The 18,178-nt window shown below is 38.8% G+C and carries 20 protein-coding genes; 2 read left to right on the top strand and 18 right to left on the bottom strand.

Annotated elements, in window-relative coordinates; all coding sequences use genetic code 11:
* Positions 1 to 149: 149 nt before the first annotated feature.
* Positions 150 to 809 (top strand): rhomboid family intramembrane serine protease, encoded by a 660-nt coding sequence (locus H6G25_RS20380; RefSeq protein ID WP_190394051.1) that lies wholly within the window; start codon positions 150 to 152, stop codon positions 807 to 809.
* A gap of 435 nt (positions 810 to 1,244) precedes the next feature.
* Here the strand turns inward: H6G25_RS20380 and H6G25_RS20375 are convergent, their stop codons facing one another.
* From H6G25_RS20375 to H6G25_RS20315, 14 genes are all read right to left on the bottom strand, one after another.
* On the bottom strand, positions 1,245 to 3,857 hold the full coding sequence (locus H6G25_RS20375) for a chloride channel protein (RefSeq protein WP_190394050.1): 2,613 nt from the start codon (positions 3,855 to 3,857) through the stop codon (positions 1,245 to 1,247).
* A gap of 46 nt (positions 3,858 to 3,903) precedes the next feature.
* Positions 3,904 to 4,584 carry a serine/threonine-protein kinase gene (locus tag H6G25_RS21425; protein ID WP_242035046.1) on the bottom strand — a complete coding sequence of 227 codons (681 nt, stop codon included), beginning with the start codon at positions 4,582 to 4,584 and terminating at the stop codon, positions 3,904 to 3,906.
* A 9-nt stretch (positions 4,585 to 4,593) separates the two neighbouring features.
* A complete protein-coding gene (locus H6G25_RS21420) occupies positions 4,594 to 5,247 on the bottom strand; it encodes an FHA domain-containing protein (protein ID WP_242035045.1) in 654 nt (217 codons plus the stop codon).
* Positions 5,248 to 5,366: 119 nt separating this feature from the next.
* Entirely contained in the window at positions 5,367 to 5,591 is a 225-nt protein-coding gene (locus H6G25_RS20365) for a YgiT-type zinc finger protein (RefSeq protein WP_071604771.1), read from the bottom strand.
* A gap of 33 nt (positions 5,592 to 5,624) precedes the next feature.
* Complete coding sequence (locus H6G25_RS20360) at positions 5,625 to 6,017, bottom strand: type II toxin-antitoxin system VapC family toxin (protein ID WP_028082180.1); 393 nt, start codon at positions 6,015 to 6,017, stop codon at positions 5,625 to 5,627.
* A gap of 1 nt (position 6,018) precedes the next feature.
* Complete coding sequence (locus H6G25_RS20355; protein ID WP_028082181.1) at positions 6,019 to 6,267, bottom strand: DUF2281 domain-containing protein; 249 nt, start codon at positions 6,265 to 6,267, stop codon at positions 6,019 to 6,021.
* Positions 6,268 to 6,591: 324 nt separating this feature from the next.
* A complete protein-coding gene (locus H6G25_RS20350; protein WP_190394049.1) occupies positions 6,592 to 6,876 on the bottom strand; it encodes a type II toxin-antitoxin system RelE/ParE family toxin in 285 nt (94 codons plus the stop codon).
* Positions 6,851 to 7,078, bottom strand: a complete 228-nt coding sequence (locus tag H6G25_RS20345) for a hypothetical protein (RefSeq protein ID WP_190394048.1) — start codon at positions 7,076 to 7,078, stop codon at positions 6,851 to 6,853. The genes H6G25_RS20350 and H6G25_RS20345 overlap by 26 nt, the downstream gene beginning before the upstream one ends.
* 480 nt (positions 7,079 to 7,558) lie before the next feature.
* Positions 7,559 to 7,789, bottom strand: a complete 231-nt coding sequence (locus H6G25_RS20340) for a type II toxin-antitoxin system MqsA family antitoxin (RefSeq protein WP_027403867.1) — start codon at positions 7,787 to 7,789, stop codon at positions 7,559 to 7,561.
* Positions 7,790 to 7,806: 17 nt separating this feature from the next.
* Entirely contained in the window at positions 7,807 to 8,031 is a 225-nt protein-coding gene (locus H6G25_RS20335) for a DUF4258 domain-containing protein (RefSeq protein WP_196803142.1), read from the bottom strand.
* A gap of 178 nt (positions 8,032 to 8,209) precedes the next feature.
* Entirely contained in the window at positions 8,210 to 9,628 is a 1,419-nt protein-coding gene (locus H6G25_RS20330; protein ID WP_242035044.1) for a serine/threonine-protein kinase, read from the bottom strand.
* A gap of 92 nt (positions 9,629 to 9,720) precedes the next feature.
* Positions 9,721 to 10,056, bottom strand: a complete 336-nt coding sequence (locus tag H6G25_RS20325) for a XisI protein (protein WP_028082185.1) — start codon at positions 10,054 to 10,056, stop codon at positions 9,721 to 9,723.
* On the bottom strand, positions 10,044 to 10,460 hold the full coding sequence (locus H6G25_RS20320; protein ID WP_028082186.1) for a XisH family protein: 417 nt from the start codon (positions 10,458 to 10,460) through the stop codon (positions 10,044 to 10,046). Before H6G25_RS20320 ends, H6G25_RS20325 begins: the two co-directional genes overlap by 13 nt.
* A 351-nt stretch (positions 10,461 to 10,811) precedes the next feature.
* Positions 10,812 to 12,242, bottom strand: a complete 1,431-nt coding sequence (locus H6G25_RS20315) for a serine/threonine-protein kinase (RefSeq protein ID WP_242035043.1) — start codon at positions 12,240 to 12,242, stop codon at positions 10,812 to 10,814.
* Between the two features lie 143 nt (positions 12,243 to 12,385).
* Here H6G25_RS20315 and H6G25_RS20310 point away from each other — a divergent pair, with 143 nt between their 5' ends.
* Positions 12,386 to 13,021: a Uma2 family endonuclease gene (locus H6G25_RS20310; protein ID WP_190394052.1), complete on the top strand. Its 636-nt coding sequence runs from the start codon at positions 12,386 to 12,388 to the stop codon at positions 13,019 to 13,021.
* Positions 13,022 to 13,147: 126 nt separating this feature from the next.
* On the opposite strand, the gene H6G25_RS20305 is transcribed toward H6G25_RS20310, so the two are convergent.
* The 4 genes from H6G25_RS20305 to H6G25_RS20290 form a co-directional block, all read right to left on the bottom strand.
* On the bottom strand, positions 13,148 to 14,461 hold the full coding sequence (locus tag H6G25_RS20305) for a TldD/PmbA family protein (RefSeq protein ID WP_190394047.1): 1,314 nt from the start codon (positions 14,459 to 14,461) through the stop codon (positions 13,148 to 13,150).
* A 169-nt stretch (positions 14,462 to 14,630) separates the two neighbouring features.
* Positions 14,631 to 15,506 (bottom strand): Tab2/Atab2 family RNA-binding protein, encoded by an 876-nt coding sequence (locus H6G25_RS20300; protein ID WP_190394046.1) that lies wholly within the window; start codon positions 15,504 to 15,506, stop codon positions 14,631 to 14,633.
* Between the two features lie 326 nt (positions 15,507 to 15,832).
* Positions 15,833 to 16,408: a hypothetical protein gene (locus H6G25_RS20295; protein ID WP_190394045.1), complete on the bottom strand. Its 576-nt coding sequence runs from the start codon at positions 16,406 to 16,408 to the stop codon at positions 15,833 to 15,835.
* Between the two features lie 24 nt (positions 16,409 to 16,432).
* The coding region (locus tag H6G25_RS20290; RefSeq protein ID WP_277881763.1) for a Calx-beta domain-containing protein at positions 16,433 to 18,178 on the bottom strand (1,746 nt) is incomplete at its 5' end.

Below are 18,178 nucleotides of genomic sequence, written 5' to 3'. Positions count from 1 at the left end.
GAGATTTGAATGGTGCGCGAGGAATTTATCTTCGTGCATTGGTTGATACGCCTTGGTTGAGAGACAATCTCAACTTATGTATTTGTTAGCATTAGTTAGCGAAAAAGTATCGGTCAAAGTGTCATTAACAATAATTAGGAATAACATTTGTGTTTCCTCTCTATGATGAAAATCCGACCCGAATTACCCCATATTTTACCTATGGGTTAATAGGAATGAATGTTCTAGTGTTTCTCCATGAAGTAAGTTTATCAAATACACAACTAGAACAGTTCTTCCAATTGTATGCTGTCATACCTGAACAATTAACTACTAACTGGAGTGGTGAATGGACAACCTTATTTACTTCTCAATTTTTACATGGAGGTTGGTGGCACTTAATATCAAATATGATCTATCTTTGGGTTTTTGGTAATAATATTGAAGACCGTTTAGGACATTTAAAATATCTATTTTTTTATTTAACTTGCGGTGCATTGGCCGCTTTATGTCAATGGTTTATTGGTATCAACTCTATTATTCCTTCCTTGGGAGCAAGTGGAGCTATTTCTGGTGTTTTAGGTGCATATTTAATCTGGTTTCCTCGCGCCAGAATTACCACTTTAATCTTTTTAGGTTTTTTTATCACTACAATTAATGTTCCTGCATTGGTAATTATTGGCATTTTCTTTCTCCAAAATCTGATTTCTGGTTTTACTAGTCTGCAAACAGCAGCTAACATGAGTGTAGAAACCGGAGGAGTTGCTTACTGGGCGCACCTTGGTGGTTTTATTGTGGGCATGATTTTTGCTTTTTGGCATAGGGAATAGTAACATACAGCAAGTTCAGCTTGAGTAAGATACACCTTATGCGGGCAAGATGCCCGCACCACAAGAGTTTTATCATTAATACAGGGGTTTCCGCTCTTATGAGGTACATATTACAGCAAATTTCAGGTAAATAGACCACGGTTTTTGTTTCGCGCAATCTCTCTTAGAGATCCGGAAGGGTAGGCGCAAAGTAAGGAAGGCGCAAAGGAAGAAGGTAATCAAAGTCTGGTTTAAATAGATGAAAACTGCTGTAAGCCCCCTCCTCGCTTGCGGGGAGGGGGTTGGGGGTGGGGTTCTTATACCTCATAACATCGGGAAGTGCTGTATCTGTACTTCATAATACCGGGAACTGTTGTATTAGTAGGGTGGGTAAGATCTCAAAAATCTCTCTAACTCTTATTATTCGCGCCTTTACATGAGACAAATTCATGTTTTCTATTCCCGAATAGCACTACTAACCAAAATGACCGTACTGTTAACACCTGAAGCTATGGCTTCAGGAATATTACCTTGAATTGCTTGTTGTAATAATCCCTCACGGGAAGCGCCTAAAATCACAATATCAAAGTCTTCAGCTTGGACTAACTCAATGACTCCAGCCGCCACAGAATTAGCTTGTAAAGATGCGGCAACAACGGTACTATGTAAATTGCGGTGACGCATTAATTGACGGGTAGATTCTTCTAAAACCGTCATATCTGGTGCAAATTCTCCAGGTTTGACTACTTGAGTCAAACGAATTTCTGTTTTATTTCCCAATGTGACTAAAGATGGTAATAATTTAATGGCTATGGGTGCATTTGGTCCCCCGGCCATGGGAACTAACCACCGTTTTAATTGTTGGAGAGAATGAAAATTACTACCTAATTTTACTAAAACAACATCACAATTAGCTTGACGAATAATGGTATCTACCACATTACCAAAAATCCGTCCTGGGGTAGATGTATTTCCTTTCCAACCCATGAAAATTAAATCTATATGTCTTTCCTTGGTAGTTTCTAAAATTGCTTGGGCGACATCATGGGCGACACGAATTTGGGTATGAATGGGAATATGCTGTTTTTTGGCTAAACTTTCCGCTTGTCGGAGTAAGCGACGACTGTTTGTAGTGTTGACTGGGGTTTCTGCTGGGGAAATGTGACGAGATACCAAAATAACTTGTAAACATTCTATTTCATAATGGCGATCGCGGGCAATAGCCGCAGCCATTTCTAATAAAGTGACGGCGGTTTCTGGGTTAGCAATGGTGACTAATAATCTACCTCTGCCAATACTAGGGGATCTTGTTTGGTAAACTAAATAAGAAGGTTCTACTATAGGACTTCTCACCCCATTTTCCCCATTTAAATGTTCTGCTTCTGCACGAATAATATCAGCACGGGTAATAATCCCAATTAATTTTTTTCCCTCTACTACAGGTAAACGACTAATTTTATATCTATCTAATAAATAGAGAACATGACTGAGGCTATTTATGGGTGTAACTGTCACTGGTTGAGGTGTCATAATCTCTTTTAAAAAAGTTTCCTTTGGTAAAAGATGATTACGGATTTTCTGTAAATCTGTTTGGGAAACTAATCCTACTAATTTATTATTTTCTACCACAGGAAATCCCCGATGATGGGAACGAGAAAAAGCTTTAATCACCTCATCTCCTGTCATGTCTGCTTCTAAGGTTTCCACTATCTGCTGCATGACATCCTGGGCTGTTAATTGTGTTAATATACCTGCATTGACATTATCTTTCTTAATAACAATGCCATTTAATTTTAATAGTTTATCATAAAGTGAACCGGGAAAAACTTTATCAGAAACTAAGTAAGATGTGACAGATACCACCATTAAAGGTAATACTAAATTAAAATCTGTGGTCATTTCAAAAACAATGACAATTGCAGTTATGGGAACTTTAGAAACCGCACTAAAAAATCCCCCCATTCCTGCTAATGCGTAGGTGGTAGGTGAACCAATGCCAAATATTTGCAATTGACAGACACCAATAATATGACCTAAACAAGAACCTAAAATTAAACTAGGGGCAAATATTCCTCCGGGCGCACCTGAACCAAAGGCAATTAATGTTAAAATAAATTGGGCGATAAAGGCAATTCCTGCTACGGGAATATTTGCTTCACCAGTGATCATAAACTCTCGCAAACCTGTATTATCTCGAAAATATTCAGGAAGTAAAGCAATAATCAAACCAGAAGCCAAACCAGCTAAAGCCACTCGTAAAGGTAAACTAATATGTAAACGGCGATAAATTTGAATACTAAAAATTAATCCCTTGCTAAATAAAGCCGCTAATAAACCGATGAAAATTCCCAAAATTAATAAAATAGGAATTTCTAATAGAGAAAAAGTGCTAGAATGATCAATTAGTTTTAAGTCTAATTGCAAACTACCGCCACCCAACCACCGGGAAATCACACCTCCAATAAAGGAAGCAATAATAGCCGTTCCCAAGGTTAAACCAGATAAATCTTGTAATAACTCTTCAATAATAAATAATACCCCTGCTAAAGGTGCATTAAAAGCCGCCGCTAACCCCGCCCCAGCACCCGCTGCTATCATTTGTCTCCGGTGGTCTGGGGAGGTGGGAACTAAACGACTCATTCCCGCTGCTAAACCCGCACCCACTTGGACTGTAGGACCTTGTCTTCCCAAGGTTAAGCCCGAACCCAAGGAAATGATGGCGCTAATTAACTTGACAAAAGCTACTCTCCATGATAATGTAATTGGTACATTACCTAAAGCCGCCTTAACTTGGGGAATGCCGCTACCAGATGCCTCCGGCGCTAACCTTTGCACTAACCAACCAGAGAGAAAACCCAAACTAATACCAATAACTGGTAGAGTGATCAATGGTGGTAGTATGTGAGTTGTATGTACCCTCCATGTTCCCAACCACCCTGAACCCTGTTTGAGTAATACCGCAGATAAAGCAGCCACTATCCCAATTATACAAGCTTCGGCCATCGCTAAACCCTTTCTAGGTTGCCAAAAGTTCCGAAAATACTGCGTTAGCAATGCCAGGGAAATCATAGATTTTAAGTTTAAATTTTAATTAACGCTTCCTTGAATTTTATGGCTAACGCCACGCTTCGCTATCAGCCCTATCAAAATAGATTTGTGGCTTTTCAATTAAAGCTAAATCTATCACTTGGGCTAATTTTTTGGGGATATTGCGATTACGTTGGAGAATAGGTACAGGATCATTTTCTAACACATCTATAAAAGGATCTTTTGTAAAGTTGCGGGGAAAATATCCTGTTAACATATTATACAAACAAGCTGCACTCGCCCAAACATCTACATCAGGTTGAGATTCTTTAAATTTAAGCACTTGTTGACGAGGAATAAAACCGGGTGTTCCTCCGATCATTTTTGTGAAAGTTTGTCCACTTAAACCAGCTAAATCGAAGGATTTGGCTAAACCATAATCACCGATTTTTGCTGTTAATTTACCATTAATATTAGAGAGAAAAATATTACTTGGTTTTAAATCACGGTGAACTAAACCTTTACCTTTACCAAAACTACCATTAGCTAATTTAACATAAGGAATTTCGGCATTGTGAGTATATGTTAAACCGTCTAAAACTTCGATGATAATTCCCATAGCCATATCTACAGGTAATTTTCCTCCTAATTGCTGCATTAAATCATAAACATTGCCACCTTCGTAATATTCCATAACTAGGAAAAATAGGTTTTCTGCATAACCATAATCTAATAATTCCACCACATGGGGATGTTTTAAAGCTTTCATATTTTCGATTTACCGGAGAAACATTTGCACACACTTATCATCTCCAGCAACCGCAGGTAACATCACTTTTAACGCCACAAATTTACCAGTTTGGGAATGTTGCGCTAAATAAACTTCTCCAAAACCACCTTTACCAATAGATTTGATTATTTGATAGTTGAGTAAGGCTTTTAAATTTCTTTCTCCACTTATCGCTAATTTGATTAGTTTTTGAATGACATCAAAAAGCCTTGTTTTCGCTTTTGGTTCTGGGTTGACAAAATGTGGAGTTTTAATATCAGGAGGTTGATTAACTGCTTGTTTGATTTCAGTGGTAATTTTTAAAACAGTATCGCCTACAGTAATATGATCACCATGTTGTAAATCGTATTCAGGAAAGTTTAATTTAGCAGCTTCTTCGGCATTTTGGTGAGATTGTCTACCGCCAATTTTTGTATTATTAATATAAGTCCCATTTAAACTTCCTAAATCTCTAATTCTGATTTCTGGAGGATTAATATCTAATAAACAATGATAGCGAGAAACCCGTTTATCAAATTCATCGGGTATTGATAAATAACAATCATCATTTCTACCAATTAAACAAGTCGTGCGACTGTCGAATATATATTGTTTTCCTGATAATTTCCCTGTGGTAATAGTTAGGGTAATAGTAGATTGCATATTGGATATTTTTTTATAGAGATATCTTATTTTACATAGGTTGGGGATTTTTGGCGAGGAGGTTGGATAAAAAACGGGAAAATTATTAAAAATACTCTTGACAAGTTTCCAAGTTTCGGTTATCGTTTAAGTATGGTGGGAATCTGTGCGCCCATATATATAGGGCTTTGTTTACCCAAAAATATTTTTCTATGTAATGTTTCTGCTGTTATATAACTTTCACCGCAATGAAGACAACTAATAATAGGTAGATTTTCAATTATTAGTAATTCTTCTCCTTTCCCATAAGTTCTGGTAACGTTGCGGATATGTACACCTTCGCTATTACAAATGTCGCATTTCATATTTCTGTTACCTAATTTTAAACTTGATTATAGTTAATACCAGTCCACAATTGTCATTCCTGAAACTCTGGAAAATTCATCCACATTGTGAGTAACTAGAGTTGCTTGTAATGTGACAGCTATTCCAGCAATTAAAACATCCATTGGACCTATAGGAGTTCCTTTTTGTTCTAAGTCAGCGCGAATTTTAGCAGCAGCAAAAGCAGCATCTCTATCAAAATCAACTAAATTAATGCGGTTTAAAAGTTGTTGCAGTTGTTGGGTGCGTTTTGCGGGTGAATTTGACTTAGCAATTCCTACTTGTAATTCAAAGAGAACAATTGTAGGAATTAAAATTTCTTGGTTTGGTATTTTAGCGAAATTTGCAGCAACTTGTCCCTGACCTTTAAAATAGTAAATTAAAGTGTTGGTATCTAAAACATACATTTTAGAAACTCTCCCTTAAAACATCTTCTCCTGTACTGCTGCGAATTTCTTCTAAACTGGGAAAATCATCTTTCCAAGTTCCAGCTAGTGAATAAACTAATTCTTCCCAAGAGAGATTTTGAGAGTTATTGATATTTTGATTAGTGTTGAGGTGTTTATTACGGATAAATTCTGCAAAGTTGAGAATTTCTTCAGCTTGTGCTGGGGGTAGGGTTTTTACAAGTGCGTAAATTTGGTCAGCTATTGTCATAATTTTTTGTCTGAGTTATTCGGGATATTGATTTTATCTGTGATGTACTAATATTTTAATTTGTCAGAATCAGGATGTCCAGGATTTGAGGATTTACAGGATGTGCTTGGATGATTGTTTTTTGGAAGTTGGTTTTTTTCAGGATGTTTTTGAATAATTGTTTTTGAATATTTGAATAATTTAAACCATCTATAAATTAGCATCCTGTTAATCCTTTAATCCTAGTTATCCTGATTTGTGACAATATCAATGGTGCGTTACGTCCCGTAGTTAATTTATTTGTATATTTTATAATCTTTTAGTTATCCTAACGCACCCTACAAGCTATTCATAAACTTTACTTCTATGGGCAATAAAAACAACTGTTACCAGTTTTAAATCATCATTAACTTCATAAATAACTCTATAGTCACCTACTCGATAACGAGAATAACCTGATAACTCACCTTTGAGAGATTTTATATTAGGATGATTACGAGGATTAATTTTTAAACGATCAAAACATCTATCTAACTTCCGTTGTAAGATAGCAGAAGCAGATTCAAAAAACTCTCCTGCATCAATACTAATAACAACAGTATAATTAATATTTTCGTTTAAGTTGGTCAACAGCAATCACCTTTCCTTGTGTTACGTTTTCTCTAGCATGATCAAAATTTTCTTTAAATCCTACAATCTCTAATAACTCTTGAGTAGCATCATCTTCTCTTGTTGCTAAATATGCTAAAAAATCAACTGCTACTAGTAATTTTTCCGGGGACAGTTGTTCAACATATTCTTGGATTTGTTCACGAAGTTCTAATGTATTCATAGATTATTTTGATTATTTAGCCAATGTGATTATATCTTATCCTGTAATATTCTGAATCAGCATAACCAGGATTGTAAGATTTACAGGATGTGATTGGATGATTTTTGGTAGGGAGTTGATGATTTTATTTTGTCTGAATCAGGATGTCTGGTTACTGAGCGACTTGTACTGAGCTTGTCGAAGTAAGTCGAAGTACAGGATTTGAAGATTTACAGGATGTTATTGGATGATTTTTGGTGGGAACTTGGGGATTTTTCAGGATGTTTTTGAATGATTGTTTTTGAATAATTTAAACCATCTATAAATTACCATCCTGTTAATCTTTTAATCCCGGTTATCCTGATTCTGACAAATACAACTTTCATCACCAAACAAACCATCTATAAATTACCATCCTGTACATCCTTTAATCCTGGATATTATCTCGACTTCGCTCGATAACCACCTGATTTGTGACAATTAACGCATTCCTAACACATTCTACGCACTCAAACTTACAACATCTATAAAACGTGCAACTGCAAGATTTTTGCGGTTGAGTTTAATTTGTTCAATTTTATGTAATGTTTCTGCTGTCATGTAACTTTCACCGCAATGAGGACAACTAATAATAGGTAGATTTTCAATTATTAGTAATTCTTCTCCTTTCCCATAAGTTCTGGTAATGTTGCGGATATGTACACCTTCGCTATTACAAATGTCGCATTTCATATTTCTGTTACCTGATTTTAAACTGTATATACTGTAATGATAACTAATTTTCCGCTCAGACTGAGTTTAGTGATAATTTCAATTTCTACACCATCGGTGGTTACTCCTCTAATGCGATATTTTGATTCTGCGGTAATTCTGTCTTTTTGACGTTCTATAATTTCACCATTCAGGATACTTTGTTCAATATCATATATTGTTAAGTTATCATCGTTCATTTCTTCTTCTGCATGAAGTGTCATTACATATTGAAGTGATGTAATTTTTTCTCTTATTCTTTGTAATATTTCATCAAACATGACATGATTTATGTTGGTTTTCAGGATAGGTAATGTATAGTATCACAATCCTGAAAATCCTTTAATCCTGGATATCCTGATTCAGACTTAATAATTTTCTGTAACCCTTAAATGTTACAGTCTACAAGTCTCGACGCGAGAGAAGATATTGTCTAATCCATTTCCAGGCAGTGTGCAGTCGAATAAAGGTAGATTTAGGTAGGTGGCCTTCTGGTGCTTTCTTGTCAAAAGTAATATCTTTGTAGTACAACCAGTGGCCTCCTTTTCTCCATCCTACCTTGTCCCCGAACTTCTCCCATATTTCCCTATCATATTCTCTCGTTCCACCGAAACTTTGATAAATTCGTTTCTGGATAGAAAAACCAAACTTACCATCACTGTATTTTACCCACAACTTATCAATAATACTCAGGTCTTCACAGGGGAAATTATCAATACTTTTATCATCTAACCAACCTTCCTTTTCCCGTTTCGCAACTGCTAACATTACCCGTATTGTTTCCTCGTCTGCTTCTTTCCATTTCCCTTGTGCGAGGTAGTCACGCAGTTTCCTGTAGTCCATTCCACAGGATGATTTTAGTTCCCCCTCCTCGCTTGCGGGGAGGGGGTTAGGGGGTGGGGTTCTTACTTCCCTTACGGGGAGGGGGTTAGGGGGTGGGGTTCTTACTTCCCTTGCGGGGAGGGGGTTAGGGGGTGGGGTTCTTACCAAACCCAAATTTTCCCGAAACTTCAACACCGTTGGAGTGCGCTGTTCCGGTTCTATTTCCATACCCTGCAAAATAGCATCATTCACCCTCTGACTAATGCGAGAATTATAATGTCTTGGCGCTGGTAAAGGTTCATCATCATATTTCCGGTTTTGTGCGGGTACTGGACTAAATTCACCCTCTTGGTTGAGTCCATCAGCCGTGAGCAGATAATATAAAGTAGCAGCTAAAGCATAAACATCGGTATGGGGTCCAAAACTCCCTTTGCGACGATATTGTTCAATAGGTGCATAACCTTCTGTTAAAGAAGCTGTCATACTTTTAGTTGCAATACTGCGAGTTAAACCAAAATCAATTAAAACCGCTTCTTGTCTATTTTGACGTAAAAGAATATTTGCAGGTTTAATGTCCCGGTGTAAACTACCTTTAGCGTGAATATATTCTAAAGCCTGACCAATTTGATCTATATATAATAGTGCTTCGCTTTCGGCAAGTTGTCCCTTTTGTCGAAGATATTGAAATAAAGTTACTCCATCAATATATTCCATCACCACGCCAAAAAGCTCACCTGCTTGAATAACTTCATGGACTTTGAGAATATGCTGATGATCAAAACCTTTAATTGTCAAGGCTTCGTTAATAAACTTAACCTGTTGTTCTGCAAAGTCCTCTTGCAATTGCATTTGCTCATTGAGGGTTTTAATGGCGTATAATTTACCAGTGCTGGGTTCTAAGGCTTTGTAGGTAGTCCCAAAACCACCACTACCCAAGGGTTTACCTTGAATGATAAATCTACCGTTATTAATTTGTTGCCCTGGTTGCCAAATAATCATACCCTTGTAGATATGGTAAAGATTAATTGAATTATATCATGGTAATAATATCATGGCCTTGGTTAGATTCCCGACATCTTGAAAAATAGAAATTAAGCTACCCCATAACCAGTATAAGGACGTTTGTATGGTGGTTGTAAACCAAAAACAATATCCTCTTTTGGTACTCCCATATTGACTAATTCTTGAGCTAAATCTGTTTCTGTGGTATTTTGTTGAATCCAGATTTTGTTATTTTTAATGTCAAAATGAATCACACTATGATAAACCCGCGTTAAACCGTTCCAACCGACACGAAACAATTGATAATGATCATGAATGGTATCAAAAATCAATTCATTATCTATTTCATCATATTTAGGTTTAAATTGACTATGTTCCTGGAGTATAGTTTGAATATATTGACGATAATTTTCTAAATTTGCCATTTGACAATTACCTCCATTATTGGATTATAGACTATGATTTTAACTTTATGTCTTTCTACTGCTATTTTAGCAAGTCGAGTTTGAAAAAAGGATTTGTAAGTTTCTTCGGGAACTGCTAAATATAATACTCTTTGTGATTCTGTTTCTTCTAACATTATTTGATAATTGAGAAATTGTCCTAATGCTGTATGAAATTCACTTACTGCTGAGTTACTAGCAAAACTTTTAATTTCTACAGCAATCTTTTCTTCTCCTTTTTCGGCTGCAATTAATCTTTCTGCACCTAAATCAATTTTCAATGTTGTATCTTCTAATTCTACCTCTAAAGGATCATGAGTAATTAACCATTGTTCTTTTAATAATGCGTTCACAACTGCTTGATGAAATAAATCTCTTGCTGACATAGTTATTTAGGATTTAATTTATTTGTCTGATAGCGAAGTGTGGCGTTAGCCATATCAGGATGTCGAAGATTTGAAGATTTACAGGATGTTATTGGATGATTTTTGGTGGGAACTTGGGGATTTTTCAGGATGTTTTTGAATGATTGTTTTTGAAAAATTTAAACCATCTATAAATTACCATCCTGTTAATCTTTTAATCCTGGTTATCCTGATTTGTGACAATATTAATGGTGCGTTACGTCACGTAGTTAATTTATTTGTATATTTTATAATCTTTTCGCGCTCCTAACGCACCCTACAAACTTCGTACAAAATCACTTGTTTACAATTCTTAATAATTTTCTGTAACCCTTAAATGTTACAGTCTACAAGTCTCGACGCGAGAGAAGAGATATCGACCCCAGCACCCAACACCCAATAGTCACACCACAATACCGGTAGGTGGCCTTCTGGTGCTTTCTTGTCAAAAGTAATATCTTTGTAGTACAACCAGTCTCCGCTTTTTCTTCTCCATCCTACCTTGTCCCCGAACTGTCTCCAAATTTCGCTGTTATATTCTCTCGTTCCACCGAAACCTTGATAAATCCGTTTCTGCACAGAAAAACCAAATTTACCATCACTGTATTTTACCCACAACTTATCAATAATACTCAGGTCTGCACAGTGAAAATTATCAATACTTTTATCATCTAACCAACCTTCCTTTTCCCGTTTCGCAACTGCTAACATTACCCGTCTTGTTTCCTCGTCTGCTTCCTTCCATTTCCCTTGTGCGAGGTAGTCACGCAGTTTCCTGTAGTCCATTCCACAGGATGATTTTAGTTCCCCCTCCTCGCTTGCGGGGAGGGGGTTAGGGGGTGGGGTTCTTACTTCCCTTGCGGGGAGGGGGTTAGGGGGTGGGGTTCTTACTTCCCTTACGGGGAGGGGGTTAGGGGGTGGGGTTCTTACCAAACCCAAATTTTCCCGAAACTTCAACACCGTCGGAGTCCGGTTTTCCGGTTCTATTTCCATCCCTGCTAAAATAGCATCATTCACCCTCTGACTAATGCGAGAATTATAATGTCTTGGCGCTGGTAAAGGTTCATCATCATATTTCCGGTTTTGCGCGGGTACGGGACTAAATTCACCCTCTTGGTTGAGTCCGTCAGCCGTCAGCAGATAATATAAAGTAGCAGCTAAAGCATAAACATCGGTATGGGGTCCAAAACTCCCTTTGCGACGATATTGTTCAATAGGTGCATAACCTTCTGTTAAAGAAGCTGTCATACTTTTAGTAGCAATACTGCGAGTTAAACCAAAATCAATTAAAACCGCTTCTTGTTTATTTTGACGTAAGAGAATATTTGCAGGTTTAATGTCCCGGTGTAAACTACCTTTAGCGTGAATATATTCTAAAGCCTGACCAACTTGATCTATATATAATAGTGCTTCGCTTTCGGTAAGTTGTCCCTTTTGTCTAATATATTGAAATAAAGTTACTCCATCAATATATTCCATCACCACGCCAAAAAGCTCACCTGCTTGAATGACTTCATGGACTTTGAGAATATGTTTATGATCAAAACCTTTAATTGTCAAGGCTTCGTTAATAAACTTAACCTGTTGTTCTGCAAAGTCCTCTTGCAATTGCATTTGCTGATTGAGGGTTTTAATGGCGTATAATTTACCCGTGCTAGGTTCTAAGGCTTTGTAGGTAGTCCCAAAACCACCACTACCCAAGGGTTTACCTTGAATGATAAATCTACCGTTATTAATTTGTTGCCCTGGTTGCCAAATAATCATACCCTTGTAGATATGGTGAAGATTAATTTAATTATATCCTGATAATTATATCATGGTGTTGGTTATATTCCCGACATCTTGAAGAAGTTGGGGATATCCGATGTTATAATGTTGAAAAATTCAAATTATAAGGAGTGGCAATGATGTTGTTAGAATTAAAGCGCATTCATGTACCACCAGGACAAAGAGTTATATTAGAAAATGTGACTTGGAAAGAATTAGAAACAATTATTGCAGAATTGGGAGAACACCGGGCTGCGCGAATTGCTTATGATAGGGGAATATTAGAAATTATCAGTCCTTTAGCAGAACATCAATTTGATAAAGAAATTATTAGTGATTTAGTTAAGGCTTTACTTGAAGAATTAAATATTGAGTTTAGATGTCTTGGTTCTACGACCTTTAAAAATCAATTTATGGCACAAGGTATAGAACCTGATCAATGTTTTTATATTCAAAATGAGGCTGTAATTCGGGGGAAAAAAAGATTGGATTTAACAATTGACCCTCCTCCAGATTTAGCTTTAGAAATTGATATTACTTCCCGTACCCATTTGAATATATATCAAGGTTTGCAAGTTCCTGAAGTATGGCGGTTTGAAAACGGAATTTTGCAAATTAATCTTTTACAAAATGGTGTTTATGTGGAATCAAAATCTAGTTTAAATTTTCCTAATTTACCTTTAATTGAAGTTATTCCTGAATCTTTACAGAAGAGTAGAACTATAGGAAGAAATGCGACATTAAAGGCTTTTAAAAATTGGGTAAACAGCTTGTAGAAAGGTAAATTCCTCTCTACAAGGTTTAAATTATTTAGGTCTTTCTAATGTATGGTAACAACCCATAGCTACTTTGGTATTTGGGGCATATAAAAGATGACGCATAAAGGCGGTAATATTGGCATTTTAACTATTTTTCCCCGTAATAGATAGTCCTTCTACTATCAGTGATGGTGTATAACAAGAACCATTCCAATCTGCGTCTCCACCGAGTTGTACCACTTGTTTCAGGGCTGTGTACACATTTCCTGCTACCATTGTATCCTTAACCCGGCCAATTATTTGACCGTTTTTTACCCGATATCCTAAGTCAACATTAATAGAAAAATCGCCAGATAGTCCGCTACAACTACCTAACATTTGATCGATAATTAAGCCATCATCCATCTTTCTAATCAAGTCTAATAAGGAAAGATCACCAGGTTGAATTAGGAAGTTAAATAGCCCCGGTGTGGGATAACTACTTAAACCAGGACGGAAACCATTACCAGTGCTGCCGCTGTTTAATTTTTGTCCCGTAGTGCGATCGCTATAAAAATTCCGTAAAATTCCATTTTCGATAAATATTAATGACTGGGTAGGTTGACCTTCATCATCAAAAGGACAGCTATAGGGACCTGCGGCTGGGTTTTGGTAAAGGGTCAGGGTGGGTGCAATTACTGGTTTACCTAACCTATCAACCCAGGGAGAAGATTTTTCGAGGATGTGTTTACCATTCAAAGCTGCTTGCACAGTTCCCCACAGCATATCTGCTGCTTTGGAAGTGAACAAGACAGGACAACGACCACTGGGACTAGGAACATTTTCCTTAGCCCAATTTAAACGCTGTAAAATTTGATTGGCTACTTTCTCTGGGTGAAGTTGATCTCGTTGGGTTTGGCCATCAGCAACATTGAGAAAATCATCACCTCTGACCCATTCTGCTGACATATAGCAGCTAAGTGTGGTATCAGTGTAATGAGAGTCTAAACCTTGGCTGTTGATTAGTCTGGTGTTCTCTAGATCAGATTCCCATTCACTATGACAAAGAACATCTGGATAGACATCACGAATCAAAGCGATCGCCTCTTTACCCCAATTAATCAACCTTTCAACAGATACAGATTTGCCTAAATCCGGGTAGGATTTGCCGCTATGACTCCCTAATTCTACTACTTCTGGTGGATTTAAGCGACTCAGTGCCAAAGATCTATCCACCATAGCCTGGGGATCAACATCACCATAAGCTACCGTCAAACCGGGACAACCATCCCGCCATAACCGCAGGGCTGTACCTTCAGATTGACTGGTTTCTATTTGTTTGAGACGGTTGGCCTCAAAAAAAACCGGTCTAGAAAGCGATCTTGATTGATACACCTCCGCCGCCTCAGCACCAGATTTGAAGGCAAGTTCTAGTAACTGTTCCGCTAGTGTATGTTGTAACAAATTTACAGAACCCATGTCCCTTTATGAATTATGGATTTTGGATATAAGCCGCTTAATATTCGCTCATCATTATCCCATTAGCGTGTCATCAACAGTTACAAAAAAGTGAACAGGGAACAGGGAACAGGGAACAGATAAGAAACACTCATTTGCACCAGTTTAGAGCTTATCCCTGCTTGTACCCTCATGGCAAATTGATTTCTTGTAACAGCCAAAAGCCCGCAAAATCTTGGGATTGAGAATCGGACTGGACTCCGATAAAATGGACTCCATTGGCTTGTTCTTTGGCTACAGCAAAGCCTTGTGCTTCCGCTAAAAGTTCGGGGGTGCGGATATTAGCTACAACCCAACTTTCCGTAGCCCCAGTTTCTAAAATCAATCTGTTTCCACTACTGATATCAAAGCGCAAATAAGCCATTTCTAAACCCGACATCCAAGCGGCTATTGGTAAAGCCCTGGGGGAGAAAATCAAAATCCCTGGAATGCGGGTTTCTGGGGACAATTGCGCCAATTCTAGGGGAAAGGCTTCACCAAAGCCTATTTCCCAATCTGGCATATCAGCAAAATCACTTGCTTGCAATGTAACAAAAGTCCATTGTTTCCCTTCTAAGGCATCTGGTAAACGCTGGGGTAAAGGTCTATCTAAACGCACCGAAGGATTAGTCACTCCCTGATATCCCGGTTCTTGGGGATAAACTTCTGCCATGCGTTGCTGTATCCATTGATTAAGCACTAAGGTACGACGACTGGGTGCTGCGGGTATTCCCACGTCTTCGCAGGATTTTGTAATCATGTTATTCATTTGGCGACGGAAAAAGCGGATTTTGGTAGGTACTGTACCCGCTTTCTCTATAGCTTCCTGTATTGCTGTCCGCAACCAACCAGAATTTACCTGGGTACTAGGGCAGTATTTAGCATAGCGAAACAGAGTATCTGTCGGTGTACCAATATCTACGGGACTTTCACAAACTAACATTTCCCACACTTTTTTCTGATTTTCGTCCAAAATTGGACGGGAGTAAAAATCGAGTTCCCAATACATTTTTCTCTGGCTGCCCATGTTTTAATAGTCAAAATCTGATGATTTAATATTTTGTGATTTCCTAACTTTACCAATTTACAGGAGCATTGATAGTTACTAATTTTGTGGGCGAATATGCGCTTGTATCTGTTCTGGGTAACTTGACGATTTTTCCTCCTGCTGTCCCCTACTCCCCTACACTAAAAACGGGATAATTTTGTGGGATGGGCATCTTGCCCGTCCTCATATTATTACCGGGCAAGATGCCTGCACCACAAGAAATTTTGGGATATTTTTTTAATTGGAAGTCTGTAAATGTCCGCTAAAACAAGAAATGCGGCGCATCGCGCCGCATAATCGACATTCTACTTTTTGAGAAGATTTCTACGCCATTGATTAACGCCCCACATCGCGCCGAGGGTGAAGATCCCTATGGAAGCATTAGGCTCAAAAGGTACGGGCGTAGCCGTTAAAGTTCCGCCAGACGCAGCTTCAAGTCCATTATTGCCAATATATGATAAGCCCGTACCGTTTAATGAATCCAGCCAGTAACCACTAGTCTGTGAATCACCAATAGAAAAACCATTCGGCGTGTTATACGCTCCATCTTGCAAAATCCTGTTACCAGCGATTTCATAGTTAAAGTTATACTGACCATCACCTGAGATCTTTGCAAAATTATAAGAAGCTAGAGGCGTACCATTTTTAAAAAAGTTGAGAGTGAAATCAGTAATTTCGCCATCAATAGACCGAATAAATCCGTCAGAACCGGTGTCAGCGCCAGTAACTGTGCCAGTTAACGAATAATTGTCAGCAGGATTCGACAACCCATTAGCATTCCAACTAAGATTTAGAGAAATGGCCTCGGCTGAAGATGCCCCAGCGATATAGGTGGTGAAACTGATAACCAAAGCGGAGAAGATTTTAGTGAGTTTAGTCATGATATTGCCTCTGAGAAATTAAAGTTAAGGAAGTGAAACAAAATTACCTGCATTAATCGTCGAAGCCGCGAGATTTAGCACGGTGGCCAGAAGACTACCACCAGAAAGAATCTGGGTATGATCCCCACTTTGGTTAAAACTGAGGCTATCAAAAGAAAGCGCACCAGTAAGACCAAAACTGTCAGTGCCACTTACGAAATCGAAAATGATGTCGCTACCCGATGCAGTTTCTAGGGCGAAGATATCCGCACCTGCTCCACCTGTAAGCTGGTCGTTGCCTAGAGCGCCATAGAGGGTATCATTACCAGCATCACCAAAGAGACGGTCTACACCTGCATTGCCTTTGATTATGTCGTCGCCATCACCGCCATTGAGAACGTCATTACCTGATCCACCAAAAATCGAATCGTTGCCCAAACCTGCTGAGGCAAATACATTGCCTGTTCTATTAGTCAGGTTAATGGTGTCATTACCAGATCCAGTTGAAACATTGATTACGGATGAACCAGATGGAGCGACAATCGTTTCATTTTGATTGCTGGTAGAGCGATTGTAGAAATCAACAATTGACAGTACGGAAGTGGTGAATCCTCCTAATGTGGCTCCATAAGCCGCGCCTGTGGGGTTAGTTAGGGATAGATTCACGGTTTCTACTGATTCGGTGATGCTATCCAAGACAATGGGAACGACTACGGTTTGGCTGGTTTCACCATCGGCAAAGTTGACTGTAATCGGGCTGCTATTGTAGTCGGTGGTTGCTGTGGCTGTGCCTCCGCCCAAGTTGACGGTGACGCTGGCTGCACCTGTGGTGTTGGCGGTGCGGTTAATCGTAATCGCTGAACTAGTGGTTCCGTCTTCGTTAACGCTGTAGTTGGCGGCGCTAAATCCGAAAACGCTGGGATTTTCGTTAATGTCGTTGATGTTGATGGTCAGGGCTTTGTCATAGCTCAATCCACCTTGGTCGGTTGTCCTTACTAGAATGCTATAGCTGGATTTGGCTTCAAAATTAGGGGAGGCGTTGATCAGTAGTTGATTGCCACTGATGGTGAAGGCGCTGTTGTCATTTGTGCCATTCACAAAGCTATAAGTAAAGGTACTACCTGCGTCAGGATCGGTGCTGCTAAATGTACCAATCAGGCTATTGGCAGCAACGTTCTCATTGATGCTATTGGCACTGAGACTCAAGTCTGTGGGACGACGATTGACGTAGAGTTGCACATCGTTACCTGTTCCAATATTAGCGAGGCTGGGACTGGTTGCATTACCTTTGTAGGTAATAAAGATGCCAGCGTCTCCGACTACTCCGACTTGCGCTCCTTCGGCTAGTCCTGTAAATGTGCCAGTGACAGCATCAGTTCCATCGTTGTTGATGAGGGTATAGAAGGTGTTTGCTGCGGGGGCGGTATAGCCTGTCAAATCAAGATTTAAGGCTGATCCAACTAGGTCTACTGCACCTGTGAGGTTAATGGTGTCAAAGCGACTGAGGCTACTGTTGTAGTTAACTTTTATGGTGTCATTGAGGTATAGATTACCTACGGTGACGTTGACGGTTGCGCCAAGGGTGGTTGCGGCAACGGGAACATCGTTGTCTTGGTTGATAAATACGTTACCTGCGGTGGTGATGCTGGCGGTGTCGGATAGGTTGATGGTGCTTGCCAATAGGTTGATATTACCTGTGGTGCTAGTAATTGCGCCACTATTAATCAGGTTAATACCGAATCCTGTGCCACTCCCTGTGCCTGTGAGAGAAATCGCGCCACTATTGCTTTG

This window comes from Dolichospermum sp. FACHB-1091 (assembly GCF_014697585.1).
In the GTDB taxonomy this organism is placed as follows: Bacteria; Cyanobacteriota; Cyanobacteriia; order Cyanobacteriales; family Nostocaceae; genus Dolichospermum.
The sequence above is the reverse complement of the archived record's forward strand: the minus strand, read 5'-3'. Positions and strand labels throughout refer to the sequence as shown.